Origin of the sequence: Sphingobacterium sp. DR205, from assembly GCF_011064245.1 — a bacterium.
Classification (GTDB): domain Bacteria; phylum Bacteroidota; class Bacteroidia; order Sphingobacteriales; family Sphingobacteriaceae; genus Sphingobacterium; species Sphingobacterium athyrii.
On the sequence record NZ_CP049333.1, the window covers coordinates 3,683,602 to 3,706,384 of the forward strand.

13 protein-coding genes are annotated in these 22,783 nt (G+C 43.2%); 6 read left to right on the top strand and 7 right to left on the bottom strand.

Annotated features, from left to right (window positions below; translation table 11 throughout):
* Window positions 1-3: 3 nt before the first annotated feature.
* The 6 genes from G6053_RS15840 to G6053_RS15865 all read left to right on the top strand — a co-directional run bounded on the left by G6053_RS15840 (window position 4) and on the right by G6053_RS15865 (window position 10,885).
* Window positions 4-1,917, top strand: a complete 1,914-nt coding sequence (locus tag G6053_RS15840) for a sialate O-acetylesterase (RefSeq protein ID WP_165307096.1) — start codon at window positions 4-6, stop codon at window positions 1,915-1,917.
* A gap of 59 nt (window positions 1,918-1,976) precedes the next feature.
* Window positions 1,977-3,188, top strand: a complete 1,212-nt coding sequence (locus tag G6053_RS15845; RefSeq protein ID WP_165307097.1) for a glycoside hydrolase family 5 protein — start codon at window positions 1,977-1,979, stop codon at window positions 3,186-3,188.
* 113 nt (window positions 3,189-3,301) lie between these two features.
* Complete coding sequence (locus G6053_RS15850) at window positions 3,302-5,362, top strand: beta-galactosidase (protein WP_165307098.1); 2,061 nt, start codon at window positions 3,302-3,304, stop codon at window positions 5,360-5,362.
* 35 nt (window positions 5,363-5,397) lie between these two features.
* Window positions 5,398-7,344, top strand: coding sequence for a glycoside hydrolase family 97 protein (locus tag G6053_RS30625; RefSeq protein ID WP_206531743.1), 1,947 nt, complete (start codon window positions 5,398-5,400; stop codon window positions 7,342-7,344).
* Window positions 7,345-7,390: 46 nt separating this feature from the next.
* Window positions 7,391-9,028, top strand: a complete 1,638-nt coding sequence (locus G6053_RS15860; protein ID WP_165307099.1) for an alpha-L-fucosidase — start codon at window positions 7,391-7,393, stop codon at window positions 9,026-9,028.
* Between the two features lie 84 nt (window positions 9,029-9,112).
* Window positions 9,113-10,885: a glycoside hydrolase family 2 TIM barrel-domain containing protein gene (locus G6053_RS15865; protein WP_206531745.1), complete on the top strand. Its 1,773-nt coding sequence runs from the start codon at window positions 9,113-9,115 to the stop codon at window positions 10,883-10,885.
* Window positions 10,886-11,095: 210 nt separating this feature from the next.
* Here the strand turns inward: G6053_RS15865 and G6053_RS30775 are convergent, their stop codons facing one another.
* From G6053_RS30775 to G6053_RS15900, 7 genes are all read right to left on the bottom strand, one after another.
* On the bottom strand, window positions 11,096-13,225 hold the full coding sequence (locus tag G6053_RS30775) for an endo-1,4-beta-xylanase (RefSeq protein WP_165307100.1): 2,130 nt from the start codon (window positions 13,223-13,225) through the stop codon (window positions 11,096-11,098).
* 13 nt (window positions 13,226-13,238) lie between these two features.
* Window positions 13,239-14,597 (bottom strand): MFS transporter, encoded by a 1,359-nt coding sequence (locus G6053_RS15875; RefSeq protein WP_241254746.1) that lies wholly within the window; start codon window positions 14,595-14,597, stop codon window positions 13,239-13,241.
* 285 nt (window positions 14,598-14,882) lie between these two features.
* Window positions 14,883-16,946, bottom strand: coding sequence for a hypothetical protein (locus G6053_RS15880; protein WP_206531747.1), 2,064 nt, complete (start codon window positions 16,944-16,946; stop codon window positions 14,883-14,885).
* A 204-nt stretch (window positions 16,947-17,150) separates the two neighbouring features.
* A complete protein-coding gene (locus G6053_RS15885; RefSeq protein ID WP_165305115.1) occupies window positions 17,151-17,333 on the bottom strand; it encodes a hypothetical protein in 183 nt (60 codons plus the stop codon).
* Window positions 17,334-17,348: 15 nt separating this feature from the next.
* A complete protein-coding gene (locus G6053_RS15890) occupies window positions 17,349-18,725 on the bottom strand; it encodes a glycoside hydrolase family 43 protein (protein WP_241254747.1) in 1,377 nt (458 codons plus the stop codon).
* Window positions 18,726-18,731: 6 nt separating this feature from the next.
* Entirely contained in the window at window positions 18,732-20,324 is a 1,593-nt protein-coding gene (locus G6053_RS15895) for a glycoside hydrolase 43 family protein (RefSeq protein WP_241254748.1), read from the bottom strand.
* Window positions 20,315-22,774, bottom strand: coding sequence for a glycoside hydrolase family 95 protein (locus G6053_RS15900; protein WP_165307103.1), 2,460 nt, complete (start codon window positions 22,772-22,774; stop codon window positions 20,315-20,317). Before G6053_RS15900 ends, G6053_RS15895 begins: the two co-directional genes overlap by 10 nt.
* Window positions 22,775-22,783 lie beyond the last annotated feature (9 nt).

Below are 22,783 nucleotides of genomic sequence, written 5' to 3' on the forward strand. Positions count from 1 at the left end.
AATATGAATCTAAAACATCTCCCAATTTTCATTGCTTTTTTCTTACATGCGTTTCTATTAAAAGCCGAGCTTAGGCTTCCCACTATATTTGGCGACAACATGATCCTACAGCGGGACAGTCCCATAAAACTATGGGGATGGGCCGAAAAAAATGAAACGGTCCATGTTCAGTTTATGCAGCAAAACCTCAAGGCAAAGGCAGATAAAAATGGTCAATGGAACCTCACCTTAGCCCCTACTTCACACGGAGGACCCTATCGTTTGGAAATAAAAGGCCGGAAGGAACAGATCCTTTTAAAAAATATCTTGGTCGGTGAGGTATGGCTTGCTTCCGGTCAATCTAACATGGAATGGATCGTAAAAAACTCCAATAATGCCGCCAGCGAAATCAGCCGGGCAAATTATCCGAACATTCGGTCATTCAATGTAGAAAAGAATATGAGTGATGTGCCCAAACAAGATCTTAACGGGAAATGGGAAATATGCTCACCTGCCACCGTGGGCGATTTTTCAGCTGTAGGATACTTCTTTGCCCTTAAGCTCTATCAGGAATTAGGTATACCTGTCGGAATAATCAATTCTTCCTGGGGTGGTACCGGTGTCGAAACCTGGACCAGTGGAAACAGCTTTAATAAACTGCCCGCACATTTCAACGAACCCTACAAACAAGCGCTCACAGGCGATCTAAAGGGTTTTATGAGCGAAAACGAATTGAAGAAACAGGCCTATCAACAAGCTTTAGTGAACGATCCGGGGATAGCCCAGAAATGGTACGAAAACAATTCGGACTTATCAACATGGGGAAAAATGAATGTCCCACAATTATGGGAACCCAAATTGGATAATATTGATGGTATTGTATGGTTCAAACGCAGTATCCATCTTCCAAAGGGTAGTGCCAGCAAGTCGGCTTCTATCCATCTTGGGACGATTGATGACGATGATATCTGTTGGATCAACGGCGTAAAAGTGGGCGAAACAAAAGGATATACCTTTTCTAGGAGCTACAATATCCCAAAAACTGTTTTAAAAGATGGTGAAAATATAATTACCGTAAAAATTATGGATACCGGAGGCGGCGGCGGATTTTACGGGACCCCTGCACAGCTATATCTCGAAATTGAAGGTGAGAAATTCCCCCTTGATGGCGAATGGAATTATAAAGAGGCCGTCACAACCAAGCAACACGGCTATAAAGAAGTTTCGCCAAATATGTTTCCGTCCTTGCTCTTTAACGCCATGATCAATCCCATTATCCCCTATACCATTCGGGGTGTCATCTGGTACCAAGGCGAACATAATGCCGGCCAGGCTTACGATTACCGCACCCTCTTCCCCAATCTAATACAAGATTGGCGATCGCATTGGAATCAAGAATTTCCATTTTACTGGGTCCAGTTGGCCAATTATATGGCCAAGGAAAAATCACCGGAAGACAGCGACTGGGCAAAATTGAGAGATGCACAGACCCGGACCCTCCGTCTTGCACATACGGGGCAGGCTGTGATCACGGACATTGGTGAAGCAGATGATATCCACCCACGTAACAAACAAGAAGTGGGCCGGCGGCTTGCTTTAATTGCACTGTCCAAAGATTACGGTCAAAAAGAACGCGTTTATTCTGGGCCAACGTTCAAATCGCTGGTAAAGGCGGACAATAAACTCATTATTTCTTTTGATGCTACCGGAGGAGGACTCGTGGTTAATAACAAATATGGTTATGTCGAAGGATTCGCCCTAGCTGGAGCAGATAAAAAATTTGTTTGGGCCCGGGCTCATATTGAAGGTAATAAAATTATTGTTCAGGCAGATCAGATTATCAACCCTGTATTTGTCCGTTATGCGTGGAGCAATAATCCCGATGTCAATTTATTCAATAAAGAAGGCTTACCTGCCGTACCTTTTAGCAATGAGTAATCGAAAGCTACAACGATAAGTTACATGATTTAATAAAAAAAACGATAAAAATTAGAACGATGAAAACATTCTTAAGTTATATCATCATGCTGTTGATGCTACCAGCATGCAGCAGTAAGGAGATTAAAGCTAACATGGAGCTCAGTACGCCGGAGGCGAATGAAGAGCCACAACCTACCTATAGCAAATTCTTGATACGGGACAACTTCAGCACCAACCAGCTGGTTGACGAAATGGGTTTAGGGATCAACCTCGGCAATGCATTAGACGCCACGGGCGACTGGATCAACCCAAGCAGCATCGCTAATTACGAAACAGCATGGGGCAGCCCGATCATTACAAAAGAAATGATCGAAGGATATGCCAAAGCCGGTTATTCTTCACTGCGCATTCCGGTCACCTGGAGTAATATGATGATAAACGAGGAAAATTACAGGATCCATCCGGAACTACTGAATAGAGTCGAATCGATCTTAAATTGGACACTTGATTGTGGTATGGTTGCCATTATAAACGTACACCATGAGAATGAATGGGTGAAGAAAGTTCCGACAGACAATGAAGCGAAGAAAAAGTTCACTTCCATCTGGGAGCAGCTCTGTAACCGTTTTGAGAAATATGGTGATCACTTGCTATTCGAACCCATGAATGAAATCGGTTACGACGAGATATGGACGCCCTGGAACGGCGGACAGACCGAAAAAGCAAAAGCATTCGGTTATGTCAATGAGCTGAATCAGCTTTTTGTCGACATTGTCAGGAAATCAGGCGGCAACAATGCAAAACGCCATCTTTTGGTCGAAATCTACAATACTGGTCTGGAGTATGCTTTCGACCCGCTGACCAAAATTCCAACTGATCCGGCAAAACATCTTGCATTGACCGTCCATTATTATACGCCGCCACTATTTGCCATATTGGGCAACGGTGAAGATGCCGGATGGGGTGTTGGCGTTCCGTCCTGGGGTACAGCACAAGAATTTAAAGAGCTCAACGACAATATGGATCTGCTAAAGAAAAATTGTGTTGACAAAGGGATACCTGTCGTTATTGGCGAATATGCCTGTTCTTCCAAGAATAGAACGCAGGATGTGGTCAGGCTATTTAATGTTTCGGTAACCGAAGCCATTTATTCACGTGGCATGTGTCCTATGCTCTGGGATGTTCAGGGAGCTGGGCAATACGACCGAACGACCAGTCAATTTAAAGACCCCGTCTTTTTGGAGCAAATGATGGCAATACCGGCTAAATATCCGCGCAGTCAAAAGTAAAGTTTGCCATACACAACTTAGGGAAGCAGTGTAAAGGAATCTTTTGAATAAATGACCCATAGAGACGTACAATGTACGTCTCTAACCTTTAACTTAACGATATACCAAAACCAATGACACCAAAAAACATTTTTTTCCTCTGTTTGATGTTCTTCGCAGTCCTGTCCTTGGAGGCACAATACAAGTTTGATCGCCCCCTTTACGGTGCAGCCTATTATCACGAGTACATGCCGGGCGAGCGCCTTGAGGAAGATATCCGTCTAATGAAAAATGCAGGGCTCAACGTCATCCGTATAGGCGAATCTGCCTGGGGTCTATTTGAACCACGGGAAGGCGTATTTGAATTTGAATGGATGGACCGGATTATCAACAAAATGCATCAGGCAGGTATTAAAATGATACTTGGAACACCTACTTATTCCATTCCCGCATGGCTTGCCCACACACATCCCGAGGTATTGGCAGAATATCAGGGCGGCAATAAAGCGTATTATGGGATCAGGCAGAATATAGATTTTACCAATCCCACTTTTAAATATTACAGTGAGCGTATCATCCGTAAGCTAATGGAAAGATATGCAAAACACCCCGGGGTCATTGGCTATCAGGTAGACAATGAAACAGAAGCACGTGGTGTAAACAATCCTGATTATTTTATCGGATTCCGCAATTACATTAAGGATCGCTTTAACAACAACCTCGATTCACTCAACAAAGCTTGGGGTATGAACTATTGGGGAATGAATATTCGTACTTGGGAAGAATTCTATACCCGCGATGGTGTCACCAATCCCTCCTATAAAAACGAATGGGAACGGTACAATCGCAAACAGGTCGCTGACTTTCTCAACTGGCAATGCGACATTGTAAATGAATATAGACGCAAGGACCAATTTGTAACCCATTGCTTCATGCCTGATTTTCACAATATAGATCAGGTGGAAAGTTTTCGTCAGATGCAATATCCAGCCATCAATATTTACCATGACGTACAGGATAAACAAGATGGCCAGCGCATAGCTTACGCGGGTGATTTTGTGCGCACTGTCGGCAAAAATAACTACATCGTAATGGAAACCAACGCCCAGGGCATAGGTTGGAATGCCCGGACACAGTATCCTCCCTACGACAGACAGTTACGGCAAAACGTGTACGCCCATTATGCCTCAGGTGCCAATATGGTGGAATATTGGCATTGGTCTACCCTACATTATGGTCAGGAAACCTATTGGCGCGGTGTATTGGGACACGATCTGCAGCCGAATCGAATATACCATGAGTTTAAAACTACAGCAGAAGAGCTCGCAAGAATCGGGGATCATATTATCAACTTGAAAAAGAAAAATAAAGTAGCAATCTTGTATAGCCACGATTCGTACCACGCACTGAACTTTATGCCGTATACCTATAAAAACAATTACCCCATCGACATGGTCCACAAATCGCTCTACTTTCAAAATATCGAAGCCGATATTATCCCATGCGATAAAATTTCCGATTTTAGCGGCTATGCCATGTTGGTTATCCCTCCACTTTATGTCGCTACGGATGGACTGCTTCAGGCGATTGATAAATTTGTAAAAGATGGCGGCCATGTCGTCATGATGCACAAAAGCGGCTATTGCAACGAGCACTCGGCCGTTAGGGCCACGGCTGCGCCTGGACCATTGCGGAAAGCCTGTGGATTCTACTATCAAGAGTTTTCCACAATCGGCGACATGCAGCTGAAAGATAATCCCTTTCAATTGACCAACAAGAACCAAATAGGCGACTGGTACGAATTTTTGGTAACCGAGACAGCCAAACCCTTAGCCTATGCCGAACACCCCTTCTTTGGAAAGTGGCCCGTGATCACAGAAAATACATACGGCAAAGGAAAGCTAACCTATATCGGAACCTACCCTTCACAGGAATTACTCAATGCGATCATCCGAGAAACTGCTAGGGCAGCTAAAGTTACCGCAGTCGACAGCTATACTTTCCCAATCATTCAGCGTTCGGGAACGAATAAATGGGGCAAGGCGGTACGTTACCTATTTAATTATAGTGCCAAACCAAAACAAATTACATATACAGGTGCTCCAGCGAGAGAACTTATTTCGGGCAATGTGGTGCGAGCAGGTCAACAGATCGTATTGGACCCTTGGGACGTGTACATCATGGAAGAAAAATAATTCACATACCCCTATCAACATATTCACTAATTATCATGAGAGCATTTATTATCATTCTATTTCTCGCAATATCATCTAGCCTTTCGGCGCAGACTTATACATTAAAATCGCCCGATGGAAAAATTTGTTTGGACATTGACCTATCCGATGGCCTCTCCTACTCTGTATCCTACAGGGACAAACAAGTCATACACCCTTCGCCAATGGGTTTTGAACTACAAGATGAACCTGACATGCATAAAGGCTTTACCTTGCTAAGCACTCCTCAAACCAGCAGTCAACGCGATTCTTGGACACCGGTCGTGAAGAATAAACACGCCCATATCGACATGCAGTGGAACGAAACTCATCTTGCCCTGATTGAAAAGGAAGGTGAGAAACGGCGGATGGACCTCTTCTTTCGGGCCTATAACAATGGGATAGCCTTTCGCTATCAATTGTATAGCAGTCCGAAAATAGGCAACAGAGCCATCAGCCGCGAGATGACCGGGTTTTCAGTCGCCGGTCAGGCTCACGCTTGGGCAGCAACATATAAGCCTCGTTACACCTCTAGCCAAGAAAGCGAATTCAATAAAGTTCCCTTGGCCGGATTCAGCGATCAGACCTTGACCGGACTTCCTTTATTGATCGAAGTAGACAAGGAAAACTATCTGGCCATCACCGAAGCGAACTTAGACAATTATCCCGGATTTTATATCGGTAGCAGCTCCACTACTAAGGGGCAGGCCCTGCTCACAACCAAACTTTCCCCTTTGCCGGGTGAAAAAGAAGACGGTATCAAAGCGCGTTTTGCAGACAAAATAAAGACTCCTTGGCGTGTGGTGATGATAGGCGATAACCCCGGACGATTTATCGAATCCGAAATTGTTCAATCGCTCAACCCACCTTGCGCAATCGAAGACCCCACATGGATAAAACCGGGACTTTGCGCATGGGACCACTGGTGGAGCGGCGAAGTAAAAATGGAGACTGCCGTTATCAAAGAATATATTGACTTCGCCGCTGCTCAGGGATGGCCTTATATGCTAATCGACTGGCAGTGGTATGGACCGTTTAACCAACCTCAAGCCGATATTACCAAACCCGCCCCCCAAATCAATATGCCCGAAATACTTGACTATGCCCGAAAGAAAAATGTACGGATTTGGCTTTGGCTATACAGCACCGATGCCAACCGCAACAATGCTTTCGAAGAAGCTTTTGCCCTGTATGAGCGCTGGGGGATCGCTGGCGTAAAAATAGACTTTATGGACCGCGACGATCAGGAGATGGTAAACTGGTACCATAAAGTGATCAAAAAAGCAGCCGATCACCGACTGATGGTCAACTTCCATGGTGCCTACAAACCTGATGGCATCGAACGTACCTACCCCAATATGATCACGCGTGAAGGTGTACTGGGTGAAGAGTACGCCAAATTTTCTGACCGCATCATCCCGACGCATAACGTTACTTTACCTTTTACGCGCATGCTAGCAGGGCCTATGGATTATACGCCAGGTGGTTTTCTCAATGTGAGCCCAGCCCGGTTTAAGAAGCAATCACCGACCATGATGATGAATACCCGCTGTGCCGAACTCGCCAAATTTGTACTATATGAAAGTCCCCTGACTGTGTTCTGTGACCACCCAAAGCATGTATTAGGCCAACCTGGAGGTGATTTTTTGCAGATCGTACCCACAGTATGGGATGATACACATTTCATAGACGGTTACCCCGGTGAATTTATTGTGATGGCCAAACGTTCGGGAACAAACTGGTTTATCGGTGCCATGACCAACAACATGGCCCGCACCATTGCGATACCGACCAATTTTCTGCCTACAGGCAAATATGTGCTGGAATATTGGCAGGATGCAAAGGATGCGGCAACAACACCTACAAAAATCGATAAAAAAACACTGGTATTTGAGGCTGGAAAGTCAATAAAAATACCAATGGTCAACGGTGGCGGCTATGCCGCGGTTATTAAACCACAGTAGCATCAACAGATTAAACATATTATTCAACATAAAAACACAGCATACGATGAATAAGAATATTTTTAAAATACTATTACTTTTTACAGTCCTCGGAACGGCTTTAAATGCATCCGCCCAACAAAAAAGAGAAACAGCCTCCTCTTCGGATAAATTTCAGCCTACCTGGGAATCCCTGGCGCAATATGAAGCGCCTGAATGGTTTCGCAATGCCAAGTTCGGAATCTGGGCACACTGGGGACCTCAATGTCAGCCCGAACAAGGCGATTGGTATGCCCGTGGCATGTATGATGAAGGCAGCTGGCAATATAATTCGCATCTAAAAAATTATGGTCATCCTTCTATGGCTGGATTTAAAGATGTTATCAATACCTGGAAAGCCGAAAAATGGGATCCTGAAAGACTTGTCGCATTGTACAAAAAGGTCGGGGCACAATATTTCTTTGCGATGGGAAACCATCACGACAACTTCGATCTGTGGGATAGCAAATATCAAAAATGGAATTCGGTCAATATGGGACCCAAACGTGATATCCTCGCCGCATGGTCAAAGGCCGCAAAAAAAAATAACCTTCCCTTCGGTGTAAGCATCCATTCCTCCCATGCATGGACATGGTATGAAACAGCTCAACGAGCGGACCAATCAGGTTCGCTCAAAGGCGTTCCCTATGATGGCAACATAACAAAAGAAGATGGAAAAGGTAAATGGTGGGAAGGCTATGACCCCCAAGAGCTCTACCGTCAAAATCACCCCCTTAGCAAGGGAAGCGAGGATGTGAAATCATTATGGGCGCAATGGGATTGGCATAATGGAGCCTCCATACCGACGCAGGAGTATATCGATAATTTCTATCAACGGACAGTCGACATGGTCGACACCTATCAACCTGACCTGCTCTATTTTGATGATACGACTCTCCCCTTATGGCCTATCAGTAATGTTGGACTCGATATTGCTGCCCATTTTTATAATAGTAACGCCAAGAAAAACAAGGGAAAGGTCGATGCAGTGCTGTTCGGAAAAATTTTATCCGAACAACAAAAAGAGTGTTTGGTATGGGATGTCGAGCGTGGCGTGCCCGATCAAGTTCAAGAAAAAGCCTGGCAGACATGTACCTGTCTGGGCAGCTGGCACTATAATAAAAATGACTACGAAAACGACACTTACAAGTCCAGTAAAAAGGTCGTCCATATGCTTATTGATATTGTCAGTAAAAATGGTAACCTGCTGCTTAACGTTCCGATCAAGGGAGACGGTAGCATAGACGAAAAAGAAGAGAAAATTCTGCATGAAATAGGCGACTGGATGCAAATCAATAAAGAAGGAATCTTTGATACCCGTCCCTGGCAAATATATGGTGAGGGTCCCAGTACAACGGAAAAAAGCCCTTTGAATGCGGCTGGGTTCAATGAAGACAAGGACAATGCCTATACCGCAGAAGATATCCGTTTCGTGCAGAAAGGAGGCGCCATTTATGCTCATATCATGGCTTGGCCAACCGATGGAAGAATTTTGATAAAGTCTTTAGGAAAGAAAAATAAAACAGTTCCTTCAGTGCGCGTTAAAACCGTATCGCTATTGGGCCATAAGAGAAAACTGATATTCCATCAAAATGAAGAGGCGCTTTCCGTTAATTTGCCGGTGGAGAAGCCAAACCAAATTTCGCTGGTTTTGAAGATTAATTAAACCGTTTCTTCGGACTAGAAAATAATACAGCAAGGCTTTCTTCGGACATCGCCGAGAAATTAGAAAATTAAAACTATGTGCAACATGAAAATTATATTAGCTTTATTACAGTTATTTCCGCTCCTATCGTTTGCTCAATCCGCAATGATCCATATCGAAGGGCGGCAAAGCAGCAGTTTAAATGGTTTATGGAATGTGATTATAGATCCCTTCGATGCCGGGTCTGGAGATTGGGCTGCCTATTATAAAGATCGAAAGCCTTTAAAAAACTCCGACTTTGTCGAATCCGCATTTGAAGGCGGTCCTCAGTTCCATGTGCCCGGAGATTTCAACTCCCAACTTCTTGAGCTCAACTATTATGAAAGTAGCATCTGGTACAAGCGCACATTTAACGTACAAAAAACTGAAGATCGCCGATTTTTTCTCCATTTCGCAGCAGTAAACTATAAGGCTGAAGTTTATTTGAATGGCAGCAAAATCGGTGAACATGAAGGTGGTTTTACACCTTTCCAATTTGAAGTAACAGACCTGCTAAAAGGCGGAGAAAATAGCCTTATCGTGAAAGTAAATAATCAGCGCATGAAGGATGGGATACCCGGACTTGGCTTCGACTGGTTCAATTATGGCGGGATAACGCGTGATGTCGACCTCATAGAAACTCCAAAAACCTATATAAAGGATTACTTTATTCAACTGGCACAGCATGATGAAAATATCATTGACGGATACGTCTCCCTTGATGGCCCTTCAAAAGAACAAGATATAGAAATAAACATTCCGGAATTGCATGTCAGGTTTAAATCCAGAACAGATAAAGAGGGAAAAGCTATACTCAAATTTCCTTTTCGGAAGAAGACTTTGTGGACACCGGAAAATCCAAAGTTATATGAAGTGCGTGTTTCTGCCGAAACGGATCATATAAAGGAACAAATTGGGTTTCGAACAATCAAAGTTGATGGAACAAATATTTTATTGAATGGCAAATCAATCTTTCTAAAAGGGATTAATATTCATGAAGAAGTTCCTCAGCGTCGCTCCCGTGCCTATAGTGAAAGCGATTATCAAATGCTTTTGAACTGGGCCAAGGATCTGGGTTGTAATTATGTGCGCCTGGTACACTATCCGCATCATGAAAAGATGGTAAAAATAGCGGAGAAAATGGGCTTGATGGTTTGGGAAGAATTGCCCATTTACCAGGGAATAGACTTTGCAAATACGGGCATGAAAGAAAAAATGAACTTGATGCTCAAAGAGATGATTGCCCGGGATAAAAACCGGGCGGCAACCATCATATGGAGCCTCTCGAATGAAACCTACTCTTCGCCGTCAAGAGACAGTTCGCTCACAGCATTGTATTACCTGACAAAATCGTTGGACAATACCCGTCTCGTGACCTCAGCGTTTAATAATATGCGCTTTGAGGGCAACAAGGCCTATATTGAAGATAAACTCAATAGTTTGATGGATATCATGGCGATCAATCAATACCTCGGCTGGTATAAACCATGGCCCGAAACAGATAAAGAAGTCGAATGGATATCCAAATTCAATAAACCGCTAATCTTTTCGGAATTTGGTGGTGAAGCAGTTTTCGGAAACAATATCGACCCAAATCGGGCAAGCAGCTGGAGCGAAGATTACCTGGCGGATATTTATATGCGCCAATTTAAAATGTTCAAGAACATACCGTTCCTACGTGGAGCAACACCATGGCTCCTAGTAGATTTTCGTTCTCCGGGGAGAGCCCATCCCATTTATCAAAAGGGATGGAACAGAAAAGGATTATTATCTGATCGGGGAGAAAAAAAGAAGGCTTGGCACATTGTAGCAGATCAATTCATCAACAATTTCAATTAGTTAAAGCGGAGCATAAACAACAGATCTTCCCGATTCATTGGGAAGATCTGTTGTTACTTCCACCGACGTTCAATACAGTGGCATTTATTCCTATGGATACATTAGCGCGTGCATTTTGCTCATAGCGGGGAGAAAGCTGTTTCGACTGTTTTCCCTAGTTCCACAGCGAATAACCGGTATAACCACGTTCTATGGTACCGTCAAGATTATTTAGGAAGATAAACCATGTATAGGTTTGATATGTCCATCTTCATCATATTCAATTTCAACAACTTTCATACTTCTTAGCCAAGTTTTTCCACCCGACGGAACGGAATCATGATAAAAAAGGTACCATTTGCCCTTGAACTCCAAAATACTGTGGTGCGTCGTCCAGCCTACAACTGGTGATAGAATAACACCCTGATAGGTGAATGGTCCATAAGGATTATCTCCTATTGCGTAACAAATTAAATGGCTATCACCCGTGGAATAAGAAAAATAATACTTGTCCTTATATTTATGCATCCAGGACGCCTCAAAAAATCGTTTTTCGGTATCCCCTTGTCTTAAGGCCATACCATTTTTATCCAAGATGACAAGATCTCGCGGTTGCTCGGAAAATTCAAGCATATCTGTAGATATCTTAACGACCTTTGGCGTTAATGCCGGTTCATCTGCCTTAGGCAATTCATTTGGTACAACAATTTTATTATTTCGATAAAATTGAAGCTGCCCACCCCAGATGCCACCGAAATAGAGATAATAGGATCCATCCTCATCTTTAAACGCACAGGGATCGATGCTGTAACTTCCCTTGATCGGATCGTCCTGCGGTATAAATGGACCGTAGGGTTTGTCCGCTAATGCGACACCAAGTCTAAAAATATCGTTTTTGTCTTTCATGGAAAAATACATATAGTACTTGCCATCTTTCTCAGTAACATCCGAATCCCAAAGTTGCCGGCCGGACCAAGGAATATCTTTTACATCCAATACTTTCCCGTGGTCAAAGACTTCGTCCTGCACATCTTCCAGTGAAAACACATGGTAATCTTGCATGTCGAAATGATCGCCATTGTCATTTTCAGGAATGCCACTCTCTCGGTCATGAGATGGATAAATATAGATTTTATTTTCAAAAACATGGGCCGATGGATCAGCCATGTAGTCCCTTGGATATAAATATTTACTTTTGTTCATTTTCTTTATTACTTTTTTTTTTTGAGTCAATGCTATAATATCTTTTACAAATGGTTTGGGCTGATAATGACGATCAAACAAAAGCGGGTAATCTGTACGTCCCGGAATAGGCCAGCCGTTCTTCCACGAATCGCCATCACCAACGCCCCACAACGTCACACGGGATATTTTATCTTGATGCTTGAGATATAGGTTAAAAAAGGCAACATATCTTTTGCCAAGTTCCGCCATCTTGCCCGGAGGCAAACCTTTTTCATAGGGGTTCGTTTCTTTACTGTAGGCATAGCGTTCTCCAATTTCCGCGCCCATGTTGGGTCGCACATGTGGAAGCACCGAAATATCCATCTCGGTTACCATAACTTTCACACCAAGGTCTGCAAACCCCAAAATGGTCTTTTCAACTTCTTCCAGCGACGGATTGTCCAACGCATTATGCTCCTGCATACCAACCCCACTTATATGTCCGCCGGCTGCCTTCACCTGTTGTACCATAGCCATAATTCCTTTTCGCTTTTCGGGAATGGCCGTTGAATAGTCATTATAATACAATTCAGCGTTGGGGTCCGCCTCATGGGCAAATTGAAAAGCCAATTGTATAAATTCTGGCCCAATAATCTGATAAAATTTGCTTTTACGCCATTCGCCATTATCCAATATAGCTTCATTCACAACATCCCAGCCAAAAACGCGACCTTTATAGCGGGAAACGACAGTTTGGATGTGCTTACGCATGCGTTCAATCAATACCTCCCGAGGTACATCTTTTCCTTTTTTATCAACAAAAAACCAAGCTGGTGTCTGCGAATGCCAGATTAATGTATGACCAATAACCTGCATTTTGTTCTGTTCTCCAAATGCGACAAAACGATCTGCGTCTTTAAAGTAAAACTGCCCTTCCTGAGGCTGCAAAAACATACTTTTCATGCAGTTCTCGGCAACAATGGAATTGAATTGTTTTTTGACGACAGCTACAGCTTTACTGTCTCGCTCCCATATCTGATCAAGGTTAAGGGCTGTGCCTATAAAAAATTTATCTTTAAAAGCCTCTTTCAACGTCAGTGAATCAGGCTCTCGATTCATCCCTCGCATAGCTGCCGAGATAGGGTTAAAGCCCAATAGGACTACTACGGCCAAAACGATAGTTTTTAGCAAATTCATGATTTATTTTTGATTAGTAATTAACTCTGGATTCTATTTCCCTGTTGATCTTATCTATAGTGGCATCATCCAACTCATACTTGGAAATCACATACATCGCCAACAATAAAAGTATTGCAGGAATAACAGCTACGAGCCATAGAATTCCCTTTTCTGCCATGTCCGATTGTGTCGCAACATTATCTTTATCAAATGCCACATAAGCTAGTACCAATCCCGGAACGATCCCACCCAGTGCCATACCGGCTTTGTAAAAAATCCCTGTCAATGCATTAACAATCCCGGATATGCGTTTGCCGGTTTTATATTCACCATAGGATATTACCTCAGGAACAAGCGCCCACATGTATCCCGTCGCAACAATAACACCCGTAGACTTGATAAATTGCGCACTCAACACCAGCCAGGTATTTCCTTTAAGAGCTTCGTTCGTTGAAATAACGTATAACATGATCATGCCCAGGATTGCAATTCCCAAAAAAACATAAAACATTTGCTTCTTTCCGATCGCACGTTTAATAGCTGGTATAAGCGGCATAAAAATAAATGCCGGTATTGATCCCAAAGCCATGAAATAAGGAAGCATATCAGGTGCATTTACGTTATAGATCATATAGTAGGACCCTGCCGAGTTTCCGATCGCCATCATCGAAAAAGCAGTAATGAAGAAAAATGCCAGTATCCGCAATGGTCGGTTATGCTTAAATTCCTGCCAAAGATCAGACACCTTGACATTTTCGGTATCTTTTTCATCCATAATAACGCGTTCTTTTGTTTGCGAAAAACAAAAGAATAAAAGCACTAAGCCGACCAAAGCATAGATCAGCATTGTCACAAACCATGCCTCAGCCGAATCCTTCGAATTGATCTTTCCATCGGGTGAGAAATATTTCACCACAAGCGGTACACCATATCCCACAGCCAGCCCACCTATATTGGCCATAAACATACGGGTAGATGTCAACTTTGTTACCTCATCCGTATCTCGGGTTAAGGAAGCATTCAAAGCTCCATAAGGGACATTAACCAATGTATATAACATGGATAACCCTATATAGGTGATATACGCGTATGTCAGTGATCCCGAAAACCCATTCCAAAAACAAAGGATTGCAAAACCTGTAAGCGGAATTCCGCCCAAAAGCAAGTATGACCGATACTTTCCCATACGAGGGCTGTTCTTATCGACAAATGCACCGACAACGGGATCCCATATGACGTCGACTATACGAACGATGAGAAACATAATTCCCGCCGAAGCGGCTGAAATTCCATACACATTGGTATAGAAAATCAATAGATACATGGAAACAGTCTGATAGATAAGGTTCTGAGCAAGGTCACCAGCACCAAATCCCATCCTTTGTTTCATTGAAAGCTTGTAAAAGCCTTTTACGGGCTTTACCTCTGTGATGCATTGATCCATATAATTGGTTATTCGATTAGTTTAATTGTCAGGGTAAAACTACAAGTACTATACTGTCAGCACCCGATACAAATGTTTTATATACCAATAAAAATGTTTAAAAAACATATTATACAAGAAATTACCAAAGACAAGAGTTACCCAAGCGTTTTATGGGCACAAAAAAAGAGGGAATCTAGATCCCCTCTCCTTACACTGAACTCCAAGTTCGGCAAATTACCATTGATCTATTTACTCTGTAATATATTTTATCAGATAGCTTTTCATCTGTCCTTTGTAAACACAGTCAACTTGGGCGTGATCTGCCAATGAATTCGCCTGTCTGACCGTAATTTTCACTTCAGGATTAACTGATGATGCTTTTACAATAGGGATATTTTTACCTTTAACTTCAATAGGAGATGCGACCTCGTAAGTATTGTAACCAATGATGCCATTCTCATCCGTAGACCGAATTGGTATAGAAGGCAATTCAAGTTTTTTGCCATTTACAATAATATCGACCGTTGGCGATATTGGACGTACAATTTTCTTATCTTTCGAACTAAACCCCAGTCCGATAAAATCAAAGAGTGGTTTTCCTTCCTCTCCTTCGGCCACCAGATATAGCGCATGCTTGCCCTCCAGGTGATCAACGTATTTTGAAACATCAACTGTTACTTGTGTTACCTCAGGTTTGGAATTAGCCGAAATGGCTATTTGGGCAATCTTTTTCCCCTTCCAGACATCATTCTCCCAAGGACCATCCAACCACACATTGACTTTAAACGCACTTCGTGTTTTTGGAGCGATAAACAGATCGAAAGCGGTGCGATTTCCTACTTTCGTACCACTAAAAGCTTTCAATCCAAACTTATCCTGATCAAGACCACCGAAGCCAAAATATTTAAAACCGACAATATTTCCATTTTTCATATTAGTCACCGGCATATGATTGTCCCAGACATCCCATGAATCCCGCTGTAGGCTGATATCTGAAAGATAACAGGCATATCCGGCAGAATAGTACCTGTAAGGATCTAACCCATAAAAATGGAACCCTTCGGATGTAACCTCCGCGCCTTTATATTCCTTTCCCTGCTTATCCTTAATGGTCAGGTTTGCATGGTAAGGGTCAAAGGCACGAATGGAAACCATTCCACCTTCTTTTACAGACTTTTCATCCCATTGCACTTTAATAGGCTCTACCACAGCCTGTCTGGCAAAACCAAATCCCCGCGGCGGTCTATGATAAAAGACATACCATTGTCCATTGATTAATTCAATACTGCCATGCGTATTGTGACCTGCATTACTGGTTTCAATCCCCGAGCCATCTCGATTCAATACTGGAGCTCGGGAGTCGACCAATACGCCACCGCTCTTCCAGGGCCCTAGTGGTGAATCCGCGACGGCATAGCGTAAAGTCGAGTTGGAACTACCGACACCATATTCTGGCCCAGAATAGCCACTGTATACTGTGACAAATTTATTTCCGACCTTACGAATCGATGAGGCTTCAAAGAAATTAAAAGTACCCAAATCTTCTCCGGAAAAAATATTGGGATAAGAAGTTCCTTTGGGATCACGTAACTCACCATATCGCGCACTTGCCGGCAATAGATAATTAATAATCTCAGTTCCCGGTCGCAGCGAATACATTGTTTTCTGATCCAGCTGCGCTGCCATGGATCGTTGAAATCCCCAAAACCCATAAGCTCGGAAGCCAATTTCGAAATCGGGATCGTTCGGATCGGTAACATACTCAATGTATACTGCGGGATCAAATCCCAAGATACTTCCCGGCAAGGTACGCCTACCGTCCGCAGTCAGATTCACCGGTTTAAATGGACCATTGGGTCTTTCTCCTTTAACGACCATGGCTTCACGATGTTCGCCCCGACTATGTGGAAACAAATAATATTCTTTCTTTCCATCTTTTTGTTTGACCTCAACAAGATCCGGCGCATACATGACGTCCCATTTGCCATCCATCGGATAGGTAAAAATCGCCCCCTCATCACGCCAGCTCGTCAAATCCTCAATAGGTGCCGACCACATCCGAATGTCGGGTCCGCAATAACTTGTAAAACGCAGATCGTGTGAACCAATGATATAAGCACGATATTTTCCGGGCCGATCCGGATCTTCAAAAACTCGGGGTTCGCCATCAGGAAGATGCTCCCAAAGTGGCAAGTAGGGATTACCGATAGATTGATGTACAAAACCTTTACTTAAATCCTTCACGACATTTTGTTGTTGCCCTACCACCATTGTCGTCGACAAAATTCCTGCGATGGATAATACAAATACCATTGCCCTTTTTTTTAAGACAATATTTAGTCCCTTCATAAAATTGAATAAATTAGTTATTTAAATTACTGAATTATAAATTGTTCGTTACTCTTTCGAATTGACTTATCTGATTAAATTAGATTTATCCTACCAATTATCGGTACGGAAAGGTGTTGCCAATAGTCCCTCTTTATTGATCAGATTTGCGTCTACAGGATAATTGCCCTAAGCATAGCGCACTGCTTGGGGATGTTTAATATTTGGATACAACTTGGCATGCCGTCCGTCCTTGACAACTGGTAGCATAATATCCCTTATGACCAGTTCGTTGATCTCCATATCGTAGGGGCCACGTATTTTACCAAAACTTGGCAGCAATAACAGTAACAAAACAATGAACAGCGCCACACTATACTTTTTCCTTTATTTTCCAAACTTCCAACAATCGAAAAAAAGAATATTGGATGGAGCCTTACCTTTAAAGACAAAGTACAAGTCATGGACACCTGACACCTTGTCGGAAAGCGAAGTGTCTATCGTAGTCCATCTGTCGTCTCCACCCGTCATTGGAACTTGTATCGTCGTTAGGATAGGACCATCCACCGCGTTTGACCTCACCTCCATACTGACACCGCCATTGTGTGTTGTGCCTACCCGTGCGAAGAAAGTCGTTGCTCCCTTGTCGCCAAAATCAACGTTTTTTATACAAGTATAAGCACCGTTTTTAAGCGCTTTAATAAAAACGCCCACTTTATTATTTTGGAACGATTTAACATGTTCAGACCAGGAAATTGTTTCGGCCTGTATTAGGCTATAAGGGTCCACATGGGTAAGAGCTTCGGCAATCCCCGCAGTCATTTTCATGGGCAGGATGCTACCATCAGGATTAAACTTCAATTCCTGAACAGCGACTGAGCGCGTGAAACCTCCCCCTCCCGGTAAGGCGCCATTGTGATAGAAGAAGTAACTCTTTCCTTTAAAATCGATCACACCTGGGTGATTGGTAAAAGCCCTCCCTTCCGCAGGCATCACCACTCCACCATATTTCCATGGACCCTCCGCTTTTTTACTGGTCGAATAGCCAATAAATTCGGGTAAAGGTCCTCCCGGCCAAAAAAGGTAATATAGACTATTTCTTTTGTACAACCAGGGCCCTTCCTCGTAATTGGAGGGGCGTTTGGGATCCCCCTCTCTTCTGCCGAATGATGCTGCCGTCATGGGAACTTCCACAATATCACCCTGATAGGAGATCATATCTGCATTGAGTTTTACATATTTCAATTGTGGATTACCCCAATACATATGTACCTGTCCGTCGTCATCAACAAATACAGTCGGATCAATATCCCCCCATTCACTTTGCACAAGCGGTTTTCCCAAAGGATCATGAAATGGTCCCAATGGACTGTCCGCAACTGCCACCCCAATTGCTCCTCGATTATTCAATTTGGAGATCACGGGAACATATAAATAAAACTTACCATTTTTCTCTACACATTGCGCTGCCCAAGCGTCACCTTTGGCCCACTCAAAATCGGTATAGGACAAGATCGCACCATGATCGGTCCAGTTGACCATATCATTGGTAGAATATACACGCCAATTGTTCATATTAAACCAGGTGGATTCATCTTCATCATGTGTTGTATAGAGATATAGACGATTATTATACACCATAGGTGCTGGATCTGCCGTATATGCGGTTTGTACAATCGGATTCTGAGCCATTAATACATTAATTGTTACGAAAAGCATGATCGAAAACCCGAAAATTACCCGCATAAAAAAAAGTCTTTTCATATCGTTTTAATTTGGCGTAATTTGAAAATAATCAATATCAACATAGCCACCAGCTGCCTTACTGGCATAGTTAAAAATTCCAAACCTATACCCCATAAAATGAGGTATCGTATAGTTCATTTTCAATGGACTGCCTATAACCGTCCAATGCTGTCCATCCGTACTGTAAAAGAACTCGGCAATGTCTCTTTTATTGGTAAAATCACAGCTCGCTTTCAGAAATATACGTTGCTCCTGCAAGCTAATCTTGGCTACTTCTTCCGGAATTCCTGTCGTAGCATTGACCATTACCAGTGATTTGTTGTTTCCTTCCATAAGGACCCCCAGAAGACCATAGTTCTTCTGCAACAGGGACAAACCTGCAAAATCACCATCCTTCATCTCCGACACATCAATAGCAATAGAGCCACTGCATAAAGGTCCAATAGTTCGTTGCGTCAAAGTGTTTTTGGCTCGTAAAAAATCATCAGTAAGTTCCCCGGTCTTCAATCGCAAGAAGCCCTTGCGCTCAGTTACCGACCATAGTTTAGGATCCGGATTATGATTCCATTGCCATACCAAAGGCAAGTCTGACTGGCCTTTTTTTCTGTTAAAATCATCTGAATTGACAATACCCGGTATAAGAGACTGATTAGCTGAAAGGTTTAATTCAACTGGTACTTTCCCCTGAACACCTAGTACAGGCCATCCGTTTTCCCAGTCGACAGGCACTAAAAATGGAATTCGACCAACTGCGCCATGATCTTGGAAAAGATAAGCATACCACTGCCCGTTCGGCATATCAATCAAGCCACCTTGTGCTACCCCCTGATCCTGTAGGACTACCCTGCCTTCGTAAGGTCCTTCAAGTCGGGTAGCACGATGCACGATAACCGTACGCATTCCCCCTGCTGGCCAAGAAATATTAAAAAGATAATACATACCATTTATCTTGAACATTTGTGAACCTTCGGCAGGCAAGCCCATTTTTCCGTTTTTCGGCAAGCTTGGCAAAGAAGCATCTTGGATAAGTATCCGCTCCGTCCCGGGTTTTATGCCTGAAAAATCTGGTGCCAATTCGGCCATATGCAAACGCCCCCCGCCCCACAATATATAGGTCTTTCCATGCTCAAAGAATAAGCTGTGATCGTGCAGCATTGGCATAAATTCTTTTGCTTCCCATGGACCATTTTCTATATCTCTTGTTGTGTAGATATGCGTTTTTCCCGTATTTGCGGAAAATGTACTGACATAGTATTTACCATCATGGAAACGCAAGCTGCTTGCCCACGAGCCATGTCCATATGCATTTTTATGCTGCGACAGATTTAGTTCCTCGGTATCTCCCAAAATGTTATACGCATAATTTACCAATGTCCAATTAACCAGATCTTTGGATTTCATAATCGGAAGTCCGGGATTCATATGCATGGTTGTACTACTCATGTAATAGGTATCGCCAACACGTATCATCGACATATCAGGTACATCGGCAAAAATGATCGGGTTTTTCGCCTGTTGCGCTGAAGCGATTGTAAACAGGGCAAAAAAAGATAGAGCAAGCACGATAATTTTCATTGTTAAGTTGTTGATCAGGTTAAATAATAGGGTTAATTCCATAGACCAGTAAAAGTATACTTTCCTCCAGGCGCAGTGGGCACGTCATATTCATAATAGCTCTGCAACTTGTTTCCTTTCAAATTTGCGTCCGGCGAAATCATGGCTGCGGGCGTTGTTGCTGGAACTAACAAAGGGTTAGGCTGTACTTTATTAACCTTTTGCAAACCCTTTCCTCGCAGTGCTGATGCTGTTCTTAATCGCAAGTTTCCACCAAGTGATGAAGACACAATTACCTTTTTTATATGTCCATTTTCCCAATAGAGTTCAATTTCAAAACCACCTCGTGCCTTAATCCCCTTTACCGTGCCTTGTTTCCAGCGATCTGGAATAGCCGGTAACAGATGTATAGCGCCGTCATGACTTTGAACCAACATTTCCGCTACACCTGCTGTCAATCCAAAATTGCCGTCGATCTGGAAGGGAGGATGAGCAGTAAACATATTCGGATAGGTTCTTCCATCAGGATGATTTTGATCAGATATTGTCAACATCTTTTTTATGATTTCGTAGGCGTGATTTCCATCCAATAGCCGTGCCCATAAATTGATTTTCCAACCAATAGACCACCCCGTTGCAAAATCACCGCGGTACATTAATGAGTTGCGCGCTGCTTCAAACAATTCGGGGGTACGAACAGGCGAAATCTGATTACTGGGAAATAAGCCATATAAATGCGACACGTGCCTATGCTGATTCTGGGGGTCATCCAGGTCCTCTAGCCACTCCTGCAATTGGCTATATTTGCCGATTTGCATGGGTGGAATACGTTTTAACGTTACCAACAGACTATCTCTGAAATGGTTGTCTACACCCAGGATTTCTGCCGCCTTAGCCGTACGGGTCAACATGTCAAAACAGAGCTGATTGTCCATTGTCACACCTGCAGACAAAGGCCCCTGTTCCGGAGATATAGAAGGGCAAAGTACCCACCAGTCTTTGTCGGGATACCCCGGATGTCGTATAAGTGCCGAAAGCAGAAACTCACTGGCCCCTTTCATAATGGGATAAACTTGCTTTAAAAATACTTTGTCTCCGCTAAACAGGTAATGTTCCCAAAGATGCTGAGATAGCCATAATCCACCACTGGGCCACATTCCAGCCGCTGCGAAATCAATTGGGCTCGTTACGCGCCATATATCCGTATTGTGATGAGCAACCCAACCTCGGGCATTGTACATCGTTTGAGCAGTCTCTTTTCCGCTTTCACTAAGCTCATTGATCATCTCAAATAGAGGTTGCAGCGTATGCGAGAGGTTGGTCACATCCGCAGGCCAATAGTTCATCTCGGTATTTATATTGATGGTATATTTACTGTCCCACGCCGGTGACCTAGACCTATTCCATATTCCTTGTAGGTTGGCGGGCTGTCCCCCGGGTTGTGACGAACAAATCAGCAAATAACGTCCGAATTGGACCAGCAGAGCCACAAGTTTAGGGTCTTGTGTTTGTGTAAAGTTAGCTATACGGGTCGGTACCGGCTGGCTCTCTGCATACCTCTCTTCACCCAGTTGTAGCTTGAAGCGCTGAAACTGCCTTGCATAGATCTCTTTATGATGTTTCAATGCAAGTTCATAACTATGGGACATTGCACTTTGCAACCGATCAGCAGCTCTGGCAAAAGGATCAGCCCCCAAAAGATTATAATGTTTAAAATTGGTCGCAATTGATACATATATCCGAATTCTACTAGCTCCCTTCACCTCAATTTTAGTATCTGAAATATCGACTACCCCATCTGTATTTTGAACGGCTGTGTGCGTTTGATAGACAATTTGTCCCGAGATCCCCTCATGGTCACTTCCCTTTCCCTCCAGGGCTAATGAGCGTGCACTTTTGAAAACGCGATGTCGCGACTCATTTTCATAGCTCAATTCACAGTTTATCCCCCCTTTTTTACTCGATGTGATTTGCATTACAATCACATCATCGGCAAAGGAGGCAAAAATTTCGCGCGTGAAAGTAATTCCATTTACGGTATATTGCGTTAAGGAGATAGCACGCTCAAGATCAAGAGCACGATAATAGTCCTGATATTGTTCATGGCCCGGAAATCTCAGTAAGATGTTTCCCGCAGTTTGATAAGGCATGCCATGTGTTTTTGTGAAAAAAGTTTCGTTTGCAAGTTTATCAGCATCAGCTAATCTACCAGCGAAAATATCGTTCTGAATTGTTTTTAAAGCAGCTCCACTCTTCTTATTATCATTGCGATAAGGCCCTCCAGCCCATATCGTCTCTTCGTTGAGCTGTATTTTCTCGTGGGCTGGAATTCCATAAATCATGGCTCCCATTCTTCCATTTCCGAGTGGCAAAGCCTGTTCCCAGATCATGGAATCTGCAGGCTGGTCATACCACATGATCAGCTCGGATCTCTTTTGAGCAAACAATACTGTCGTATTCATCAATAAAATGGTCAACAATACACTTACACACTTCACAATGGCATTTTCCATTATCTATTT

Coding starts and splice junctions, on each gene's coding strand:
- G6053_RS15845 (WP_165307097.1), top strand. CDS start 1,977: ATGAAAACATTCTTAAGTTATATCATCATGCTGTTGATGCTACCAGCA.
- G6053_RS15865 (WP_206531745.1), top strand. CDS start 9,113: ATGAAAATTATATTAGCTTTATTACAGTTATTTCCGCTCCTATCGTTT.
- G6053_RS15900 (WP_165307103.1), bottom strand. CDS start 22,774: ATGGAAAATGCCATTGTGAAGTGTGTAAGTGTATTGTTGACCATTTTA.
- G6053_RS30775 (WP_165307100.1), bottom strand. CDS start 13,225: ATGAATTTGCTAAAAACTATCGTTTTGGCCGTAGTAGTCCTATTGGGC.
- G6053_RS15880 (WP_206531747.1), bottom strand. CDS start 16,946: ATGGTATTTGTATTATCCATCGCAGGAATTTTGTCGACGACAATGGTG.
- G6053_RS15860 (WP_165307099.1), top strand. CDS start 7,391: ATGAATAAGAATATTTTTAAAATACTATTACTTTTTACAGTCCTCGGA.
- G6053_RS15840 (WP_165307096.1), top strand. CDS start 4: ATGAATCTAAAACATCTCCCAATTTTCATTGCTTTTTTCTTACATGCG.
- G6053_RS15890 (WP_241254747.1), bottom strand. CDS start 18,725: ATGAAAAGACTTTTTTTTATGCGGGTAATTTTCGGGTTTTCGATCATG.
- G6053_RS15875 (WP_241254746.1), bottom strand. CDS start 14,597: ATGAAACAAAGGATGGGATTTGGTGCTGGTGACCTTGCTCAGAACCTT.
- G6053_RS15895 (WP_241254748.1), bottom strand. CDS start 20,324: ATGGAATTAACCCTATTATTTAACCTGATCAACAACTTAACAATGAAA.
- G6053_RS15850 (WP_165307098.1), top strand. CDS start 3,302: ATGACACCAAAAAACATTTTTTTCCTCTGTTTGATGTTCTTCGCAGTC.
- G6053_RS30625 (WP_206531743.1), top strand. CDS start 5,398: ATGAGAGCATTTATTATCATTCTATTTCTCGCAATATCATCTAGCCTT.